This window comes from Pseudomonas sp. BIGb0164, from assembly GCF_024810135.1.
Lineage (GTDB): Bacteria > Pseudomonadota > Gammaproteobacteria > Pseudomonadales > Pseudomonadaceae > Aquipseudomonas.
Window position 1 is genome coordinate 572,982 of record NZ_JANUEA010000001.1, and the last position, 18,249, is coordinate 591,230.

14 protein-coding genes, 1 tRNA gene and 1 pseudogene are annotated in these 18,249 nt (G+C 57.4%); 7 read left to right on the top strand and 9 right to left on the bottom strand.

Annotated elements, in window-relative coordinates; all coding sequences use genetic code 11:
* Positions 1–16: 16 nt before the first annotated feature.
* The 7 genes from M2394_RS02450 to M2394_RS02480 form a co-directional block, all read right to left on the bottom strand.
* The gene (locus M2394_RS02450) at positions 17–1,081 is read right to left on the bottom strand and encodes a type II asparaginase (protein WP_310521997.1); all 1,065 of its coding nucleotides are present in this window, start codon (positions 1,079–1,081) and stop codon (positions 17–19) included.
* A gap of 299 nt (positions 1,082–1,380) precedes the next feature.
* Entirely contained in the window at positions 1,381–2,793 is a 1,413-nt protein-coding gene (locus M2394_RS02455; protein ID WP_259171494.1) for an aspartate ammonia-lyase, read from the bottom strand.
* Positions 2,780–3,769: a LysR family transcriptional regulator gene (locus M2394_RS02460; RefSeq protein ID WP_178920613.1), complete on the bottom strand. Its 990-nt coding sequence runs from the start codon at positions 3,767–3,769 to the stop codon at positions 2,780–2,782. Before M2394_RS02460 ends, M2394_RS02455 begins: the two co-directional genes overlap by 14 nt.
* Positions 3,770–3,831: 62 nt before the next feature.
* Positions 3,832–5,196: an MFS transporter gene (locus M2394_RS02465; protein WP_259171495.1), complete on the bottom strand. Its 1,365-nt coding sequence runs from the start codon at positions 5,194–5,196 to the stop codon at positions 3,832–3,834.
* Positions 5,197–5,705: 509 nt separating this feature from the next.
* A complete protein-coding gene (locus M2394_RS02470; RefSeq protein WP_259171496.1) occupies positions 5,706–7,361 on the bottom strand; it encodes a GGDEF domain-containing protein in 1,656 nt (551 codons plus the stop codon).
* A 304-nt stretch (positions 7,362–7,665) separates the two neighbouring features.
* A tRNA-Cys gene (locus M2394_RS02475) sits at positions 7,666–7,739 on the bottom strand.
* Between the two features lie 212 nt (positions 7,740–7,951).
* Complete coding sequence (locus tag M2394_RS02480; protein ID WP_259171497.1) at positions 7,952–10,240, bottom strand: acylase; 2,289 nt, start codon at positions 10,238–10,240, stop codon at positions 7,952–7,954.
* A 238-nt stretch (positions 10,241–10,478) separates the two neighbouring features.
* Between M2394_RS02480 and M2394_RS02485 the strand changes: the two genes are divergently transcribed.
* A complete protein-coding gene (locus M2394_RS02485; RefSeq protein ID WP_178920607.1) occupies positions 10,479–10,859 on the top strand; it encodes a fe2+ zn2+ uptake regulation protein in 381 nt (126 codons plus the stop codon).
* Position 10,860: 1 nt separating this feature from the next.
* Here the strand turns inward: M2394_RS02485 and M2394_RS02490 are convergent, their stop codons facing one another.
* Positions 10,861–11,055 (bottom strand): hypothetical protein, encoded by a 195-nt coding sequence (locus tag M2394_RS02490; protein ID WP_176995952.1) that lies wholly within the window; start codon positions 11,053–11,055, stop codon positions 10,861–10,863.
* A gap of 396 nt (positions 11,056–11,451) precedes the next feature.
* Between M2394_RS02490 and M2394_RS02495 the strand changes: the two genes are divergently transcribed.
* The 6 genes and pseudogenes from M2394_RS02495 to M2394_RS02520 form a co-directional block, all read left to right on the top strand.
* The gene (locus M2394_RS02495) at positions 11,452–12,885 is read left to right on the top strand and encodes a M91 family zinc metallopeptidase (protein WP_259171498.1); all 1,434 of its coding nucleotides are present in this window, start codon (positions 11,452–11,454) and stop codon (positions 12,883–12,885) included.
* Between the two features lie 179 nt (positions 12,886–13,064).
* Positions 13,065–15,059 carry a methyl-accepting chemotaxis protein gene (locus tag M2394_RS02500; RefSeq protein ID WP_259171499.1) on the top strand — a complete coding sequence of 665 codons (1,995 nt, stop codon included), beginning with the start codon at positions 13,065–13,067 and terminating at the stop codon, positions 15,057–15,059.
* 81 nt (positions 15,060–15,140) lie between these two features.
* Positions 15,141–15,599, top strand: coding sequence for an SRPBCC family protein (locus M2394_RS02505; RefSeq protein ID WP_178920602.1), 459 nt, complete (start codon positions 15,141–15,143; stop codon positions 15,597–15,599).
* Between the two features lie 112 nt (positions 15,600–15,711).
* Entirely contained in the window at positions 15,712–16,158 is a 447-nt protein-coding gene (locus M2394_RS02510) for a DUF411 domain-containing protein (protein ID WP_259171500.1), read from the top strand.
* On the top strand, positions 16,155–16,598 hold the full coding sequence (locus M2394_RS02515) for a YqaA family protein (RefSeq protein ID WP_259171502.1): 444 nt from the start codon (positions 16,155–16,157) through the stop codon (positions 16,596–16,598). The genes M2394_RS02510 and M2394_RS02515 overlap by 4 nt, the downstream gene beginning before the upstream one ends.
* Positions 16,599–16,643: 45 nt before the next feature.
* Positions 16,644–17,384, top strand: a pseudogene (locus tag M2394_RS02520) (alpha/beta fold hydrolase); the annotation flags it as partial.
* Positions 17,385–17,480: 96 nt separating this feature from the next.
* Here the strand turns inward: M2394_RS02520 and M2394_RS02525 are convergent.
* A complete protein-coding gene (locus tag M2394_RS02525; RefSeq protein WP_259171503.1) occupies positions 17,481–17,762 on the bottom strand; it encodes a hypothetical protein in 282 nt (93 codons plus the stop codon).
* Positions 17,763–18,249 lie beyond the last annotated feature (487 nt).

Genomic DNA, 18,249 nt, shown 5'->3' on the forward strand with positions numbered 1-18,249 from the left:
CGATTTAATCCGGGGCCTAGTAGGTGTGGAACATCTCCTGAATCTTCGCTGGATCGCTACTGACGGTCAGAGCGAGCATCAGAAGGATTCTGGCTTTTTGAGGATTCAAGCTATCACCGAGCAGGCCCGGATAGGCTTCATCTTCTGGAATGAAACCTGCGCCAGTGCGCGTGGAGCGAACAATCAAGACATTTTGTTCCATTGCCTTCTTGATAGCTGGCAAGATGAAGCGCGATTCGCTCCCGGCCCCTACGCCGGCAATGATAATACCCTGCGCGTGGTTCGCAACTGCAGCATCGAACATGTAGCCGTTATCGTTCTGATAACCGTAAATAATGTCGACCTTCGGTAATGCGGTCAGCTTGGAGACATCGAATGGCGTCTCGACGGTATGCTTTTTGACTACGCGCGTTTCAAAAATAGGTTGCTGATTGACGAGGGTTCCGAGATAACCGCCACCCACGGGTTTGAATGTATCGACAGAGTTGGCATCCGTCTTGGTCGTATAACGTGCGGAGCCAATACGATCATTCATCACGATCATCACGCCTCGCCCGCGGGCCTCTGGTGCAGCTGCAACAGCCACCGCCTGAAGAATGTTGCTAGGGCCGTCGGCGCCAATTGCACTGGCCGGGCGCATCGAGCCGGTGACTACAACGGGCTTGTCGCTTTTGACGACCAAATTCAGGAAATAAGCGGTCTCTTCAAGCGTATCAGTGCCGTGCGTAACCACGACACCCGATACATCTGGGCTTTCGAGTACCTCGTTCACCCGCTTGGCGAGCTTCAGTAAGACTTCATTGTCGACATTGTCGCTACCTATGTTAACAATCTGCTCGCCGCTCACTTTGGCTATTTTGTCCAACGACGGGACAGATTTGAGCAGCGCCGCAGCAGTAAGCACACCAGGCTTGTAGCCCGTGGTCTGGGTCTCCTGATCCGCCGTGCCAGCAATGGTGCCGCCAGTCGCCAGCACGGCGACATGGGGAAGGTCTTTCGGTGGTTGGGGTTGAGCGTTGACAGTCGAAATCGACAACACCGTTAAGATGCCTGCGAACACGCTACTTTTCAAAACTTTCATAGTTTCACCCTCGAAAAAGTAATGACACACTCGTTAATTAGAGTGCATTCGTTAACGTTCATATATTTTTCTTTTAACGGAGCAACAGCGTACCCGCGCCAATTACTAACAACCTGATGGTGTGCGTAATTATCAACAGCGGCTTTTCAATAAACATTCAAAAAGGCGAAAACCCATGCTATTACCCACGGATATACACCTCGTGCAAAAGTGTGTGACAGCCTCATCAACTTGAACACAACAAACAATTGCAGGTGAGTTCAAGCGGCCACTTTAATGCGGCCGATTGATTACTTGAGTCAGTTTGCAAAGACCGGATATGACGCCTTATCGATGGCCGCCATCGCCTCTGCCCGAGACAGGATCCCGGACTCTTCCAGAATCGTCAGCAGTGAACGGCCTTGCGCCACCGACTGACGGGCGAGCTTACTGACTTGCGCATAACCGAGCGTCGGCACCAAGGCTGTGGCAACGGCCATCGACTCAGTCAGGTGCTGCTCGTTGCGTGCTACGTCGGCGGTGATCCCTGCGACGCATTTCTCACGGAAGCGCTGGATGCCATTGGTCAGCAGCGTAATGCTGTCAAATACCCGGGAGGCAACCACTGGCTCGAAATGGTTGATTTCCAGTTCGCCGTATTGCACGGCCTGGGCTACGGCCACATCGTTGCCGATCACCGCAAAACTCAATTGGATCATCGACATTGGCAACACCGGGTTGACCTTACCCGGCATGATCGACGAGCCCGCCTGGGCTTCTGGCAGCGTCAACTCGCCAATGCCGCCCACTGGACCCGATGACAATACCGTCAGGTCGGAGGCGACTTTCGCCAACGAAGCCGAGCATGTGCGCAGTTCTGCGGAAACCCGAGAGAACACGTCCATATTCTGCATTGCATCGAAGGGGTTTGACGGAGCCTGATACTCGATGCCGGTAATAGCCTCCAAGTGTGCGAAAGCAAATGCTCTGTAGGCCGGCGGTGCACCAAATCCGGTGCCGATGGCCGTGCCACCGAGCGGGAGAGTACGTAGCTTATCGCGTACGTTGAGCAGCTCTGCAGCGAGGCGATGGGTGAGTGAAGCGTAACCGGAGAACAACTGCCCCAAGCGCATAGGTTGGGCGTCTTGCAGGCAGGTACGGCCCAGGTGCAGGACATCCGCAAACTGCTCAGCCTTCTGGTCGAACTGTTTGGCGAGCTTCATGACCTCGGTGATCAGAGGTCCGAACATTGCGTAGGTCGCAATCTTCATCGCTGACGGATAAACATCGTTAGTCGACTGCGAGATATTGACGTGGTCGTTCGGGTGAATGATTTGGTAGGAGCCAGCCGGATGCCCCATGACCTGCTGGGCACGGTTGGCAATCACTTCATTGAAGTTCATGTTCGTGGAGGTACCACCTGAACCTTCCAACAGATCGACAATCAGGGAGTCATCGCATTGGCCATCAATCACATCCTTGCATGCCTGCACGATGGCACTGCATTGCTCACTCGCCAGTACACCGCTATCCAGGTTCGCGAGCGCTGCCGCCCACTTACACTGGGCGAACGCATTACGAAACGCAGCATAGTGAGCGACAGTCAGCGAAGAAACGGTGAGGTTATCGAAGCCACGCACCGAGTTCACGCCATAGAGTTTGTCAGCAGCGATCTGGACTTCACCTACGTAGTCGCGCTCCAGTCGGTATTCTTTGGATTCAAAAGTATTCAAGAGTACTGCCCTCGTTAGAATTTATTAACGTCTCAACCCCGCAGCCCATGGACTGCAGCCGTGGCAAAAATGAGTTGAGAACTACCTCACGCGCTGTTTCGCAGGCATCTGCAAAAAAAGCGCTGTATTCATCTCTTCGTGCGACCAAATAGAGCGACCTTTCCAGCCCCAGCTCAGGGGTCAGGTGTACCGTCACCTTGTCAACCCAGGCCGATGCTTGGAGAAAGCACATCGGGCTCGTTACCGCCCAGCCGATACCTTCTGCAACCATTGAGGTCAGGGCGTCAGCGTTGTCCAGTTCCAGTCGATTAGGCACTCGGACATTCAAGCTGCGAAGATGGCGCTCGATCTGCAGCCCAACCTGGGAACCACGGTTGAAGCGGACCACGGGCATGACGTTGGCCATCACCCGGATGTCTTCAATGGTCGCGATGTTCTTGTTCAAATCCTTGGGGGTAATGACAAAGTATTTTTCCGAAAATAGTCGGTAGCGGATCAGGTCATTGGCATCCATGAGTGGATCGCTGGTGACGATCAAATCCAGGTCACGACGCAACAGTGCCTCCCCTTGCTGCGGACTCAAGCCGGTACGAATCGATAACTGTGCGACCTTCCCCAACAGTTTCTTGGTGAAAGCCGAGCCGCAGGTCGCGGCGAAGGAATCGACAAGACCGATTCGCAGGTCGGGCTTCACTCCGCGCCCGGCATCCAAAACTTGAGCCTTTAGATGGAAAAGTTCCTCACTCAACACTGAACCGCGATTGCGCAACGCTATCCCAAAAGTGGTCAAGACCAGAGGGCGAGAGGATCGATCCACCAGGATCACACCCAGCTCTTCCTCAAGCTGGCGGACCATCTGCGAAACACCCGACTGCGAAATCCCCATGCGTGCAGCTGCACCCGACATGCTGCCCTCCTCGGCCACTGCGATGAACACTTGAACCGCATACATGTCGATGAATTTGTTCGCTGCCATTAGGTCTGTTCTCGCTCTATCAGGTCAGGAAGACTTTAGTGCGACCATCGCTTACTCGCCCGTCACTTCCCTTCGGGGACTGTGGCCGGCGTGACGAAGGCTGTCGCTTGACCGCGTCCGTCAGGATTTACGCCAGAGAGTTCTTCCTTGCTGGTTTCCGGCGCAAACAGGTGGCAGAACACTCCACCGAATATCAACACGCCGACGCAAATACCCAATGCCGTCTGAATGCCGAGGTTTTGCACGGCAATCGGTAGCAGGAACGTTGCAAACGCAGAGCCGAAACGACTGGACGCAACCGCAAGGCCGATACCGGACGCACGCAGATGGGTCGGGAAAAGCTCGGGGGGATATACGAATTCAAGGTTTACCGCGGCAGCTAGAATGCAGGCAAAAAGGCCAAAGGCCAGAATCGTACCGAAGGCGCCGAAACCGGCATACGCGAGCACGGCAAGGCTCAACGCGCTCAAGTAGAAGGTGCCGACGAGAAATGCGCGACGCGAGATCCGGTCGATACACAACAAGCCAAGGATTGCCCCCAGCATCAGCAGCACGTTGTAAACCAGGCCACCGACAAATTTGTCACCGACGTTCAGTGCTTCCAAGACTCTTGGAGAAAAGGTGCCCAGGGCGAAGAACGGAATAACCTGGCAGGTGTAGAAGACGCACCCGACCACGGTGTTCTTGCGCCAGCGTTTGCTGAACAACTCAGCCCAGTTGCCACCTTTCTTCTTCGGTGTACTTACAGGCTCCGGCAGGCTGACATTGGGCCCAAACTTACTGCGCACAATATCCATGGCTTCCTCGGTACGCCCACGAGCCATCAACCAGATCGGCGACTCAGGCACGCCCATGCGCAACGGCAGGATGAGCAGTGCGGGAACGCCGCTCAATGCCAGCATGATGCGCCAAGCATCGGGGCCAATATCGCGAACGGCGAAGCCCACCAGATAAGCAGCGACATAGCCGCCTGCCCACGCCACGGCGAGTATGCTGAGCAGCCGCCCTCGGTACCTGCGCGGGGCGAATTCCGTGACTAACGACTTGCTGACGACATAATCGAAGCCCAGCACAAGGCCCAGCAGTAGACGCAACACCAGTAGTTGTTCGGGTGAGGAGACGAAAAACTGGGAGGCGGAAATGGTGGCGAACAACAGCATGTCCCAGGCGAAAATAGTCCTACGCCCGTACTTGTCGGCAAGTGGGCCTGCGATCAGGCTGCCCAAGAAAAGGCCGGCGAGCGACGCAGCACCCAGCAGCCCCATCCACAACGCGGTGAGTTGCAGCGGACCCGCCGCCATGCTCACAGCGATGCCGATAATTCCCAGCACAAAGCCATCACTGAATTGACCACCGGTACCACTGAACACCGTCCTGATATGGAAGCGGGTCAGCGGCAGGTCTTCGAACGATATTTGCTTACTCATTCGTGTCTCCGCTTACTTTTTATAGTTGTTGGATCCGGCGCGAGGTCCGGGTACGAAATGAGTCTATGAGTTCATCATCAGGATTTCAGCATGTGCATTCTCGGTATCATAATAGCTAATACTAAGGTGCGCTTTTCCTTATTCTCTTACCTATTAACTTCGTCACAGTGTGCGAATCCGACGGCGGCTGAATAAAAACCTTAACTTCTCTGACTCCGAAGTCCGCAAGCGCCAACGCGGGTAAGTGCGCAGATGAGCTTGAACGTCCTCGCCTACAACGTTAAGCGAGTCATAAGAATTCTCTGTACCGGCGGTTTATTGAAGGTGCTGTCGGCCTGAAGAGGTCGGAGGATGACCGTAGGCGGCTATGGATCATTCAGCTTCTACAATCCGGGTCAGTCACGGCACTGACCAGAGGCGTCATGCGAAGGACGACGCTCACACAAACCGCAGTGAAACGCTGCTTCCTAACTACCAATTCTTTTTTTGGGGACACCACGCAAGCAGCTTTACGCCTGCGCAGCGATACTGGCTTTGCTTTTGAACATGGCGGTGTCGGCCTTGAAAATCAGATCGTCCAGACCTTCGCCATCTTCCGGATACCACGCCACCCCTAGGCTGGCGCTGACCTTGAGCTGGCTGTTTTTCCATGGGATGGGCAGGTTGATGGCATCGCAGATTTCATGGGTGGTGCGCTGGATATCGCCTCTGTGATGCGCGCCGTCGAGCAGCACTACGAATTCGTCACCGCCCATGCGCGCGGCTATTTCGAACTCGCGAATATTGGATTTGATGGCCGTGGCTACATGGATCAGGATGGCATCGCCTGCCTGGTGGCCAAAACGATCATTGATCTGCTTGAAGTGATTTAAGTCGATATAGCACAGGGCCAGATGTTCTCCATGGCTCTTTGCATCCAATAGCTTCTGACTAGCAGAGGGAATAAAACTATTGCGATTGGGTAAGCCAGTCAGGCTGTCATAGAAGGCCAGCTTGTGTACTTCCTCTTCGGCCAGTTTGCGCAACTTGATCTCGTTGCGCAGATGACGCTGGGCATTCAACAGAACCAGAGCGAACATCAGGACAAGCACACCGCCGATACTGATCAGCACAATGGTCTTGCGCAGCCGCTCGACGAGTTGTGGCGGGTTTGGATCGTAAATGAAGTTTTCCAGACCGGCGATATTGTCGACCATTCCCAGTTCGAGAAAGGTTTCAGCCATTCGTTGCCAACGCCCTGGGTTCATATGACCGATCTCTATCAAGTCAGATACCACCAGCGGGCGCATGGCCTCAGCTTCGAATTGCAAGTGCGCGCGACTTTTCTTCACCGAATACTGATTGAGCAGCAGGTCTATGATTTGCTCGGGGTTATCCATCGCGTAACGCCAGCCGCGCAAGGTAGCGCGGCGGAAGGCCTCGACCCGCTGTGGATTTTCGTCAATCTCTGCCTGGCTGGTGAACAGGATGTCGCTGTAGAAGTCGATCCCATAGGTGACAGGCGAGATGATGTTGTAATCCACGCCCCGCTCTTGCAGGTAGAAGGGCTCGTTGGTCAGGTACGAGTTGAACGCCGCCACCTTACCGCTGGCTAGATCCCCAATTTGAAAGCTGCTGGGTAGAAGTTGCAGTTTTTCGAGGGGTATACCCTCGCTACGGAACATCGCCAGAAAATCAGCATCGGTCTGTGCATCCATCAACATCAACGGCTTGCTGATCAGGTCGTGCACAGTGCGAATACCTTGGTCTGTGCGAGCCACGAGCACGGAAGGCGAATGCTGAAAAATCACCGCCAGCGCGACCAAGGGCTTTCCATGCAGGCGTGCGTAGAGCAATTCACTATTGGCTTCGCCGTATTGGGCACGCCCAGAGAGCACTTCTTCAACTGGTGTGACATGGGGGCCACCCTCGTGCAAGCGCACGTCCAGTCCTTCTTCGCGGTAATAGCCCTTGGCGATTGCGGCATAGTAGCCCGCGAACTGGAACTGATGTTTCCAACGCAGCTGTACATCAATCACCTGTTTGGCGCCATTCTGGCGAGGGCCAGGATCAGCCCACGCAGATTGATCCCAAAGCAGCACTAAACACAGCAGCCGGCGCAGCTGAACCAGGAGAAGTCTCTTCGGTGGGCCTAGCGTGTTAGAACAGCAACAGAGGCTGGGCATGATGATAGTCCGGGAATCGCGCTAATCGTTGAGTGTACAAGGCGTGGCGCATCATTCTGACATCAGTCATGCAGGGCAGCAATCGCGCGCCACTTTACCCAAAGCGGCCGTTATCAGCGCTAGAGGCGTGGTTGGTGTTTGCTTCAGAGGTCAGTGATTCACGTGGTGCCCATTTGCGTGAAACGGGGACAGATTCATTAACCCCGTGTGTAACGCCCGCTTCTCGCCGTTAATTGCAAAAGCGATGACAAAACCGCAGACAATAAAAAACCCCGTAGACGTTAATCTACGGGGTTTCTAAGAGTGGAGGCCGAGGTCGGAATCGAACCGGCGTAGGCGGATTTGCAATCCGCTGCATAACCATTTTGCTACTCGGCCTCAAACGATCAATGCCCTGGTTGCTGGCACTCACCGCATAAAAACTTGAGTGGGCTGTAACAGCCTGCCTCTACTCTAACTCATTGAATACATTGAAGTTTTTAATGCTTCGTTGCGTTCGATGGGCGCCATTATGTACGTATTTGCCAAAGCGTGCAACCCCTTGATTTCAAAAATATTTCGTAGGGACATCAAGGGGTTGCGCGGCCGCCCTACTCCTTGATGACCTGCTCCTGGTACTGCGGATCAGCCTTGATCTGGGCGTCGGTAAACGGCAGTGGGCGCAGCTTTTTCTCGGAAAAGGCCTGGGTTTGATCCTTCGCGTATTTCGATGCGGGATCGCTGGACAGTGAGAACGCCAGTACGCCGAGGGCGTTCGGGCCCTTGTCGTCGAAGGTGACGATTTGCAGGTAGCTGCTACCGCTCACGACTTCATGTTTGCCGTCGGCGCGGGGCACGCTTTGCATGGCGTTGTAGATGCCAAGCTCTTGCGGGCCGCCATGGATCGGCGTTTGGCCGCTGACCTGCACATCGCCCCAACGGCTGTTGGCAGTGAGGCCGTTTTTGGCCACCTCGGCGGTCGAGGCCAGCATGGCTTCACGCAAGGCGTTGGCCACAACTGGGCGGTCGATGGCAAGACCGCGTGGCGTGGTCAGCGGTTGGGCCGGGTCGAAGGCTACGCGCCAGGCATCGGGGATTTGCTGCAGATGCTGCACCAGGTTGATGAAGTGCACCAGGCCCAGGCCGCTGTCGAGGTTGGCGCGCTGGTCCCAGTCCTTGAGGCTGGTGCACAGCGGTTGCAGGGCCACAGCGTCGCTGCCCAAGTGTTTGGCGCAGAACGCGAGCAGGTCAGGCATGACCTGGCTGGCGAGGTACACCTCGTTGTCCATCACCATGTGCTGCAGCGCGGCCACGGTAATGGGCTGCGATTCCAGGGATTGCAGGCGTTGCACAGCGAAGCGTGCACGCGGGCCGAGGCCGATGTGGTCCTGGCTGATCACCGGCGAAAACCCGGTGAGCGGTGCCTTGGGGTTGGCCAGCCATGCCGAGTCGTTGGAGTGCTGCACGTAGTCGGTGCGCTCCAGTTGCGGCAGTTGATCAGCCGGGAAGATACCGGGCTGGGCCGCACGTGGGTTCACGTCCCAAGCGCAGGCGCTGTGGGCGCCGTCGAGCAGGATCAACTGCAAGCCGGCACGCGGATCACTGCACTGCGCCAACTTGGCGGCGCTGACGTTGGGTACCACCGACAGGTTCATGTACAGGCTCTGGCCCTGATCATCCGCCGCCAGGGTGTTGACCCAAGGAATGCCTTGCAGGGTGTGCACCGAGGTTTGCAATTCCTTGAGGCTGGTAGCGCGGTTCATCGCGTACCACTGCTGCAGCACGCGATCATTGCCGAGGTTGGCATCGCGCAGGCTGAACGCGTAGTGGCTGTCCCAATCCAGCTTGCCCGGCCATTGCACCACCGGGCCGAACTGCGAACTGTAGACCGTATGGGCTTGCGCCTTGAGGCTGCCGTCGGGCTGTTTGACCTGCACAGTGACCGGGGTTTTATCCAGCGGGATGGATTTGCCATCCAGCATATAGCGGGTGGAATCCTTGGGATCGAGGGTCAAGCGGTACAGGGTGAAATGCTTGGAGGTGTCGACCGTGTGGGTCCATGCCACGTGCTGATTGAAGCCGATATTGATCACCGGCAAGCCTGGCAATGCAGCGCCCATCACATCCAGCTGGCCCGGGATGGTCAGGTGCATTTCATAAAAACGCATGCCGCCCACCCAAGGGAAATGCGGGTTGGCCAGCAGCATGCCACGGCCATTGAAGGAACGGTCCCGGCCCACCGCCACTGCGTTGCTGCCACGGTCGAGGGTAAAACGCTGCTGGTTGGCAGCGGCCAGTGCAAAGGCTTTGCTGTCGACCGGCACGCCGGCAGTCGCCTGGGGTGGCGTCGCGCCCACCAGGGCCTCGGCGAATTGCCCGACACCGCCTTCCACCAGCAGCCGACGGGTCAGCTTCACCAAGTCTTCAACCGCCAGTGGCCGTACCCACGCCGCCTGGCACTGCACCGGCGCGCCCTGCTCTTTCAGGTATCGGTTGTAACCCGCGACGTAGCCTTGCATGCGCTGTTGCATCTGCGGGGTTTGCGCGTTCCAGAACGTGGCCACCGCCTGCGGGGTATTGAGCCAGGTAAAGAACACGTCGCTGGCGAGGTTGTTGCGCTCCTCCAGGGTTGTCTGATCGGGGCCGAAGTAACGGGCGCGCTCGCCGTTCACCGTGACCACTTCATTGGCCAGCAGGCACAGGTTGTCCTGGGCATACGCATAGCCGATGCCGTAGCCCAGGCCGCGCTCGTCATTGGCACGAATGTGCGGCACACCGAATGTGGTGCGACGGATATCCGCCGATGCCTGTGCCACCGGCTCAAGCGCCGATGCAGCGAAGCTCACCCCCAGCAACACCCCTGCCATGCACACCCTGGACAACCCATTGGAAATAATCACGCCGACTCCACCGTTAAATTGAACACCCTCACGAGGGGTAACTACCCCACCGTAAGGACGCAATGCACCGGGAATAATTTAGCGGACGGGCACGTTTATTCAGGGCAACCACAAAGTGACAAACCGGATACCGACAAAATTTCTACATCCGGGACTTCATGATTTCTGTCGCTCATACGTCTTACCTAATAAGAGCGCCATCATTTTCCTGATCAGGCTCTGATAAGGAGTTTTTTGCATGTACAACTCGCAACTGCCCACGGACGGACATTCACCGAGCGCCGACGCCAGTTTTGGCAACGGCACACACGCGTTCGGCAAAGCGCCCGAACAGCAAGGCAACCAGCGGATTCGCCATTTGCTCAAGTGTTTCGGTTTGCGCACCAGCCTGATTCGGCTGAAGGTCATCGACGCCCTGCTCACCGCTGCCGACAACCAGCGCACCCTGGGGGTGCGCGGCGTGCACAGCCATTTGCTGGAGCTGGGCATTCCGCTGTCGTTTCTCAGCGTGCGTGAAGTGCTCAAGCGCCTGTGCAGCGAGGGCGTGATCACCCTCAATGCCGATAAGAGCTACAGCCTCCATGAAGAGGCTGCCAAGGTGCTCGAAGGTCGCGCCTGAATCAGAAGTGCGGCTTGACCTTGCGGCGCATGATGCCGTTGATCACCACTACGATCACGGCCACGGCAATGGCGATGTACTGGAAGGTTTTCTCGCTGATCACGCCGGTGTTCTGCAGGTAGGACAGGCCAAACATGATCGCCAGTACCGACAGGGCAATCAGAATCGAATATTTCAAACGTTGCTTTTGAGTCATGACAGGGTCCTGAAGCTGAAGTATTGGGCCCTTGTGTATCGCCACACACGAAGCACAGAGGCCGGTGCTTATGTTACAGGGCAATGCCCCCTTTGACTCGCCCCGATCAAAACACGCTTGATTGTCCATCCTCCCAGTGCAGCAGACCCCGTCGAAATATTTAGCGTTAAGTGTCTTACGGTATGCGGGAACGTTCTGCGCGTTACGCCCACAGAATTCGCGAGCCTGACGCGCAAAATTCGACAGCGCCGTCAGACCTTTTCCTAAGTTCGACAGAAAGGTTTAATGATGATACTCGCGGCCCTTGCATATTTGGCGGCATCACAACATCGACACACCTCGGGCCTTCCCCCGACATCACCTTACGACACGCCAAAAGACCTGGAGCCTGGCGTCGTGAATTATAAGAACCATGTGCTGCATACCAAAGGCGACGTCGAGATTAACCACGAAGTCGCCTGGCTTCCTGGCGATAAGCCGCAGATCTTGAACAACCGAATCATTGTAAAAACCGGTAATGACGATGACGTCATTCATGTCAGTAAAGGGCCTGGAAACCAGGTTCGGATCACCGTAAACGGCGATGTATTCAACGTTGATTTCGAGCAAAAAAAAGGCCCGCAACCGGGGCTGGCGATCGACTCCATGGGCGGCAACGACAAAATTACGATCGACCAGGATGTAATGCTTCGTGTCGATGTGTACGGGGATGACGGCGACGATGATATTCAAGCGGGAGGCGGAAGAACGCGACTGTACGGTCAAGCTGGCAACGATACGCTGCGCCTGGGCAGCGGCTTGGGCTATGCCGAAGGCAATGAAGGTGATGACACCCTCATCGGCGGCACCGGTAACAGCGTCATGTATGGCAACAATGGCAACGACCGTCTCTACGCGGGCGCGGGGGGAAAACAAAAGCAAAATTACCTGGACGGGGGCAACGGCAACGACCAACTCTTCGCAGGCAACGGGCATAGTGTCCTGCACGGTGGCAACGGTGATGATGAACTTGTCGGGCATGACAGCACGACGTTTTATACCGGTAAAGGCCGGGACAAGATACGAAACAACCACGCCCACGACCGCATTTACGCGAAGATCAACGATGAATTTGACCGCAACAGGGGTTCGTCCTTTACCCCCGTTGCAACCAGCAACGCGGGCGAGCGGGGTTTTACGGTAACCGGTGATGAAAACTTCAAGCAACGCGTGGCCGATGATCTGGAGTTCTTCCGTAGTTCGCCTAATGGTCAGAAGGTCCTCGCCGAGATGGATGAGCTCGCTGACACCAATGGCGCCAGTGTCAGCATCAATCCCATCGGGTTTGGTGCCTCCGGTTACGACTTTGGCAGTAAGGCCTTGGATGCTCTGAGAGCCGAGGGTAAAGGAAAGGTTGATTTGTCGGCCCTTGGGCGAATCACCGATGGCGTAGCCGGTTCTCGCGCTGACCGCGGCGTCATTAACTTCGACGAGCGGTCGATCATCGAGGAACATAACGGAAATACGATTATTCCCGTGACAGCGCTCTACCATGAAATAGCCCACGCCTGGAATGGCGCAAAGGGCACCTTCCTGAGAGGGCGCAGCAAAGTCGACGATCCGTCCACCAAGGACGACTCAGACAGCAAAAACTTGACCAATAACTTAGAGTACCAGGCTATTGGTGTACCCAATAGCGCCACACCTTTTGATCTCGATGATGACCCCTCTACCCCGCCCACGACGGTCAACCCGAAGCACTTCACAGAAAACGCTCTGAATGAAGAAATGGGCAAGCCACTACGAAAATTCCACCAGCTTGTCCCTAGCCCGCAGGGTCGAGGCCTGTAACGCCAAAAGTCAGCGCTGCTGCGCTCAAAGAGCGACCCCCTCATCAGAATGAGGCGCCGGCAAACGGCGCCTCGACTTTCTTGTACGAACGTACCTAAAGCTCCTGACACCCAAGCCGATAGCCCTACGAAGCTCCAAGAAAGCCGCGTGAATAATAAACGCTTCGTAAGGACGACCCCATGCCCCCACTGCGCTCCATCCAAGCCCGCTATACCCTGTTTCTGGTGCTGTTCGTCCTGGTGTTATTCGTGTTGACCGTCGTGGGTATCGGCCAGTTGGTCGCGCCCACGCTGCGCCACACCGAAGAACAGGTGGTGCTCAACCGCATCGCCGAGGTGGCCGAACAGATCAAGGGCGAATTGAACAAGGTTCAAGCCCAGCAACGCAGCATCACCCAGACCATTCCCCTGCTCGACAGCGATGCCATCGACAAGGTCCTGCCGGGCCTGGTGGACCAGTATGGCGAGCTGAAAGTCTTCGGCGGCGGCATCTGGCCATTGCCGAACCAGCGCACCCCGGGGCGCAACAAGCACAGCACCTTCTGGCACCGCGATGCCTCGGGCAAGCTGACGGTGAACACCTTCTGGAACAGCGACGCCGCGCCCAACTACTACGACCAGAGCTGGTACAAAGGCGGCCTCGCCTCGCCACGTGGCCAGTGTGCCTGGGCGGCGGCCTACAAGGATGACGCCAGCCAGGAGCCGCGCACCAACTGCGCCATGGCGATCCAGCGCGATGGCGCGGCCTACGGCGTTGCCACCATCGACGTGACCCTGGGCTTTTTCAACGAGCTGGTGGCCAGCAAGGAAAAAGACATCGGCGGCCAGATGCTGATCGTCGAGGGCGACGGCAAGATCATCAGCAACAGCTCGCGCATCAACAGCCCGGTGGTGTTGAAAAACATCAGCGAGCTGGCCGGCAGCTCGGCGTTTGCCGCCCAGGTCAGCAAAGCCCTGGCCCATCGCGACCAGGGGCTGCAACGCAGTGAATTCGACAACGGTGGCGTGGCCAGCACCTTCTACCTGCGCCCGATCGAAGGCACGCCGTGGTTCCTCGCTACTGCCCTGCCCACCTCGTTGATCACCGCCCAGCGTGACGATGTACTCGGCACGCTGGCCCTGCTGCAAATCCCCATGGTGTTGCTGCTGGTACTGCTCGCGGCCTATGCCATCCGCCAACTGGTGCAGCGCATGAAGTCGCTGAAGACTAACATCGACGCGCTGTCGGCCGGTGATGCGGACCTGACGCGGCGTATCACCATTCGCGCTGAAGACGAATTGGGCGCCATTGGCCATTCGGTCAACCGCTTTATTGTCTACCTGCAAAACATGATCGGCGAAGTGACCCAGGCCACGGGGGCCATGTCGTCGGGCCTGGAGCAGTTGCAACAGGCCTCGGCGCAGACCAACCGGATCCTGGTGCGCCACGCCTCGGAAACCGACCAGACCGTCACCGCCATCACCGAAATGAGTTCCACCGCCGAGACCGTGGCGCAAAATGCCGCCGAAACCGCGGCCTTCACCCAGCGCGCCAACGAGCACGCCGACCGTTCCCGCGTGGTAGTGGGTGAAGCCTCCACCAGCGTCAGCGCCTTGATCGGCGAAGTCTCCAGCGCCACCCACACCGTGGAAAACATGCGCCAGGACGCTGCGCGCATCACCGAAACCCTCGGCGTGATCGGCGCCATTGCCGGCCAGACCAACCTGTTGGCGCTCAACGCCGCCATCGAGGCGGCACGTGCCGGCGAGCAAGGCCGTGGGTTTGCGGTGGTGGCGGATGAAGTACGCGCCCTGGCGGCACGCACCCAGGCCAGCACGTCGCAGATCAACGAAATGCTGGCGCGCTTGACCACCGGCGTAAGTTCGTCGGTGGCCGCCATGGAAAACACCCAGGCCAGTTGCCAGTCGGCGGCGGATGCGACGGCGCGGGTGAACACCGGCCTGGATGAGATGGCCGGCTCGGTCAGCCACATCAACAACCTCAGCACCCAGATCGCCACGGCGGCCGAGCAGCAGAGCGCGGTAACCGAGGAGATCAACCGCAGCATGGTGCAGATCCGACAAATGGTCGAAGAGTTGGTGCACAGCGGCCATGCCACCGAAAGCAACACCCAGAGCCTGCTGGACGCCAATGGCCGGGTGATTGCATTGATGAGCCGCTTCAAAGTCCGTTGATCAATTGCCTGGAGGCTCCCGTGCAAAGCGCGGGAGTAGGACTATTCTGACATTTCCTAGTCGTCACACAGGAGGTGTGCCATGCGCGCTGCCGAGCAATCGGTCCGCTTGGAGCGGATCAGTCAGGAACGCTTTATCCAGGCCCCCATCGATGCCGTTTATGACTATGTGACCCAGCCTGATCGCTGGCACGAGTGGCACCCCACGTCCCTGAGTGCCGACACCGGCACCACCGGCTCGCTGCCTGCGGGCACGCGGTTTACCGAAATCATCGACCTGTTGGGCGTACGCGTCCCTATGAGCTACCGCGTGCAGATCGCCCGGCGCCCCGGCGAATTCAAGACCGTGTTCACCTCCCTGGCCGTGGACGGTTCCATCCATTATTTCCTGCAGCCCCATCGCGGAGGCACCCTGTTCAAGCGTGTGTTGACCTACGAGACCGAGCTGCAACTGGCCACCCTGCATGAGCGCATGATCGAGCTGTCGGGCATTGCCCTCGACCAGCTCAAGCACCGCCTGGAAAACGGCCCCTCCGTATAATTTAGAAACATTACCGCCCCACGCGGCATCGTGTGGGAGCTGGCTTGCCTGCGATGACGTCGTCATGATCGCCTCCCTCATGACGACGTTTACCTGACCTACGAGCCCCACCATGAAAACCCCATTGCGCCTGGTCCTGCTTTCCTCCCTGCTGATCCCCTCCCTGGCCCAAGCCGCCGACCTCATTCCCATCGACGTCCACCGCGACGCCAACTGCGGCTGCTGCAAAAAGTGGATCAGCCACCTGGAAAACAACGGCTTCAAGGTCAACGACCACGTCGAAGCCGACATGAGCGCCGTCAAGCAACGCCTGGGCGTGGCCCCGCGCCTGGGCTCGTGCCACACCGCCGTGATCGACGGCAAGTTCGTCGAAGGCCACGTGCCGGCCGAACAAGTGCTGGCCCTGCGCAAGCGCCATGATCTGCTGGGCATCGCCGCACCGGGCATGCCCATGGGCTCGCCGGGCATGGAAGTGGAAGGCCGTCGCGAGGCTTACCAGATCATCGGCCTGACCCGCGAGGGCAACGACGTGGTGGTGGCTGACTACCCGGCGCAATGATCGCGGGTTACCTGGGGTTATTTTTCGCGGCGTTTGGCGCCGCGACATTATTGCCCCTGCAATCGGAAGCCGTGCTGGTGGGCCTGCTGCTCAGCGGGCATTACAGCCTGTGGCTGTTGCTGGGGGTTGCCACCCTGGGCAACGTGCTGGGGTCGCTGGTGAACTGGTGGCTCGGGCGCTGGGTGGAACACTTCAAGGGCCGACGCTGGTTTCCGGTGAGCGACAAGCAATTGGCCAAGGCGCGCCACCATTACGAGCGCTGGGGGCATTGGACGTTGCTGCTCAGTTGGGTGCCGATCATCGGGGACCCACTGACCCTGGTGGCCGGGGTGATGCGTGAGCCACTGTGGCGCTTCTTGCTGCTGGTTACCCTCGCCAAAGGCGCACGTTACGGCGTGCTCGCCGCCCTGACCCTGCAGTGGGCGTTAATCCCCACTTAATCCCCTCCCAACAGCATCCGAGCACCTTCTCTAGGAGCCCAGCCGATGCCTCTGATCCGTGCTTTCTGCATTGCCGGCCTGCTGACCGCCAGTGCCGCCCCCGCCTTCGCCGCCACCTACGGCCCCGAGCTGCAAGGCTTCCAATACCCGTATCCGGTTGAACACTTCCAGTTCCAGTCACAGGGTAAAACCCTGCAAATGGGTTATATGGACGTCCCCGCCAAGGGCAAAGCCAACGGCCGCAGCGTGGTGCTGATGCATGGCAAGAACTTCTGCGGCGCCACCTGGCAAGACTCGATCAAAGCCTTGAGCGATGCCGGCTACCGCGTGATCGCGCCGGACCAGATCGGCTTCTGCACCTCCAGCAAGCCCGAGCACTATCAATACAGCTTCCAACAACTGGCCACCAACACCCACCAACTGCTGGAGAAACTCGGCATTCAGAAAGCCACCCTCGTCGGCCACTCCACCGGCGGCATGCTCGCCACCCGCTATGCCCTGCTCTACCCAGCCCAGACCGAACATCTGGCGTTGGTGAACCCCATCGGCCTGGAAGATTGGAAAGCCCTTGGCGTGCCTTACCGCAGCGTCGACCAGTGGTACGAGCGCGAGCTCAAGCTGAGCGCCGAGGGCATCCGCCAGTACGAACTCAACACCTACTACGTAGGCCGCTGGAAGCCCGAATATGACCGCTGGGTGGACATGCTCGCCGGCCTGAATAAAGGCCCGGGGCATACGCTGGTCGCATGGAACTCGGCCTTGATTTACGACATGATCTTCACACAACAATTTGCAATGTATACGTCTACTTCTTTGGGATGAAAGAGCCCGCACTTGGAGGGCTCAGGCAACTGTATCAGTCACATCAATGTGGCTCAGACGTCATACGCTCTCAGGGCAAACCGAAACAGCGTACAAGAGGGTTTCCCTCACTGCGGGCTGCGATTCATGAGTGATATCGGCGCTTAGCTTCAACCGTCCACGGTATGCCGCTACATTCGCCTTTGGATCGCTACCTACGATGATCTTGAAGTGCTCGACGGCCCGACCTACGGAATCCTGCACCCTGATCTTAACGTCCTGACCGTCGTAAGCCTTAACACTCAACACTCGAATCTCATCAACATACTGCTTGATAAGACCTTCCTCTACATTAGCCATCATTCGCTCTCCATGTGATTAAGCCTAAATCGTAGCTTTATCAGGGACGCTTAGCACACCGCAACCCCGCATGCCCAGAAGACCCTGATAGCAACTATTTTGTATTTGACAACCCGCTTTGGTGGTTTTTTACGAGAGTCGCCATTTTCACATACATCTCTCGCCCATCCTGAGTCAAATCTATACAGACAACACCCAAGTGATCACGACTCTCCTGAATCAGCCCATTTTTAAAAAGTCTGTCGATGGCAATTTGGGCTAAGATTTTGGAAAGATTGGCGTGCTTCATCACCTCGTCAATTCCAAATTGGTGTGAGCCTTCAGTTCCGTCCCCCACTACCGCGAGTGCCATAAAGTCGTTTTCGGACAGGGTTGCTTTAGGCTCCGCTTCTTTCTTGAACTACCGAGCGTATCCGCGCGTCAACACCGGCACCGCCAATAACGTCATCAGCAGGCCCAAAAGAAAGACCACCCAGATTGGGAAAGACAC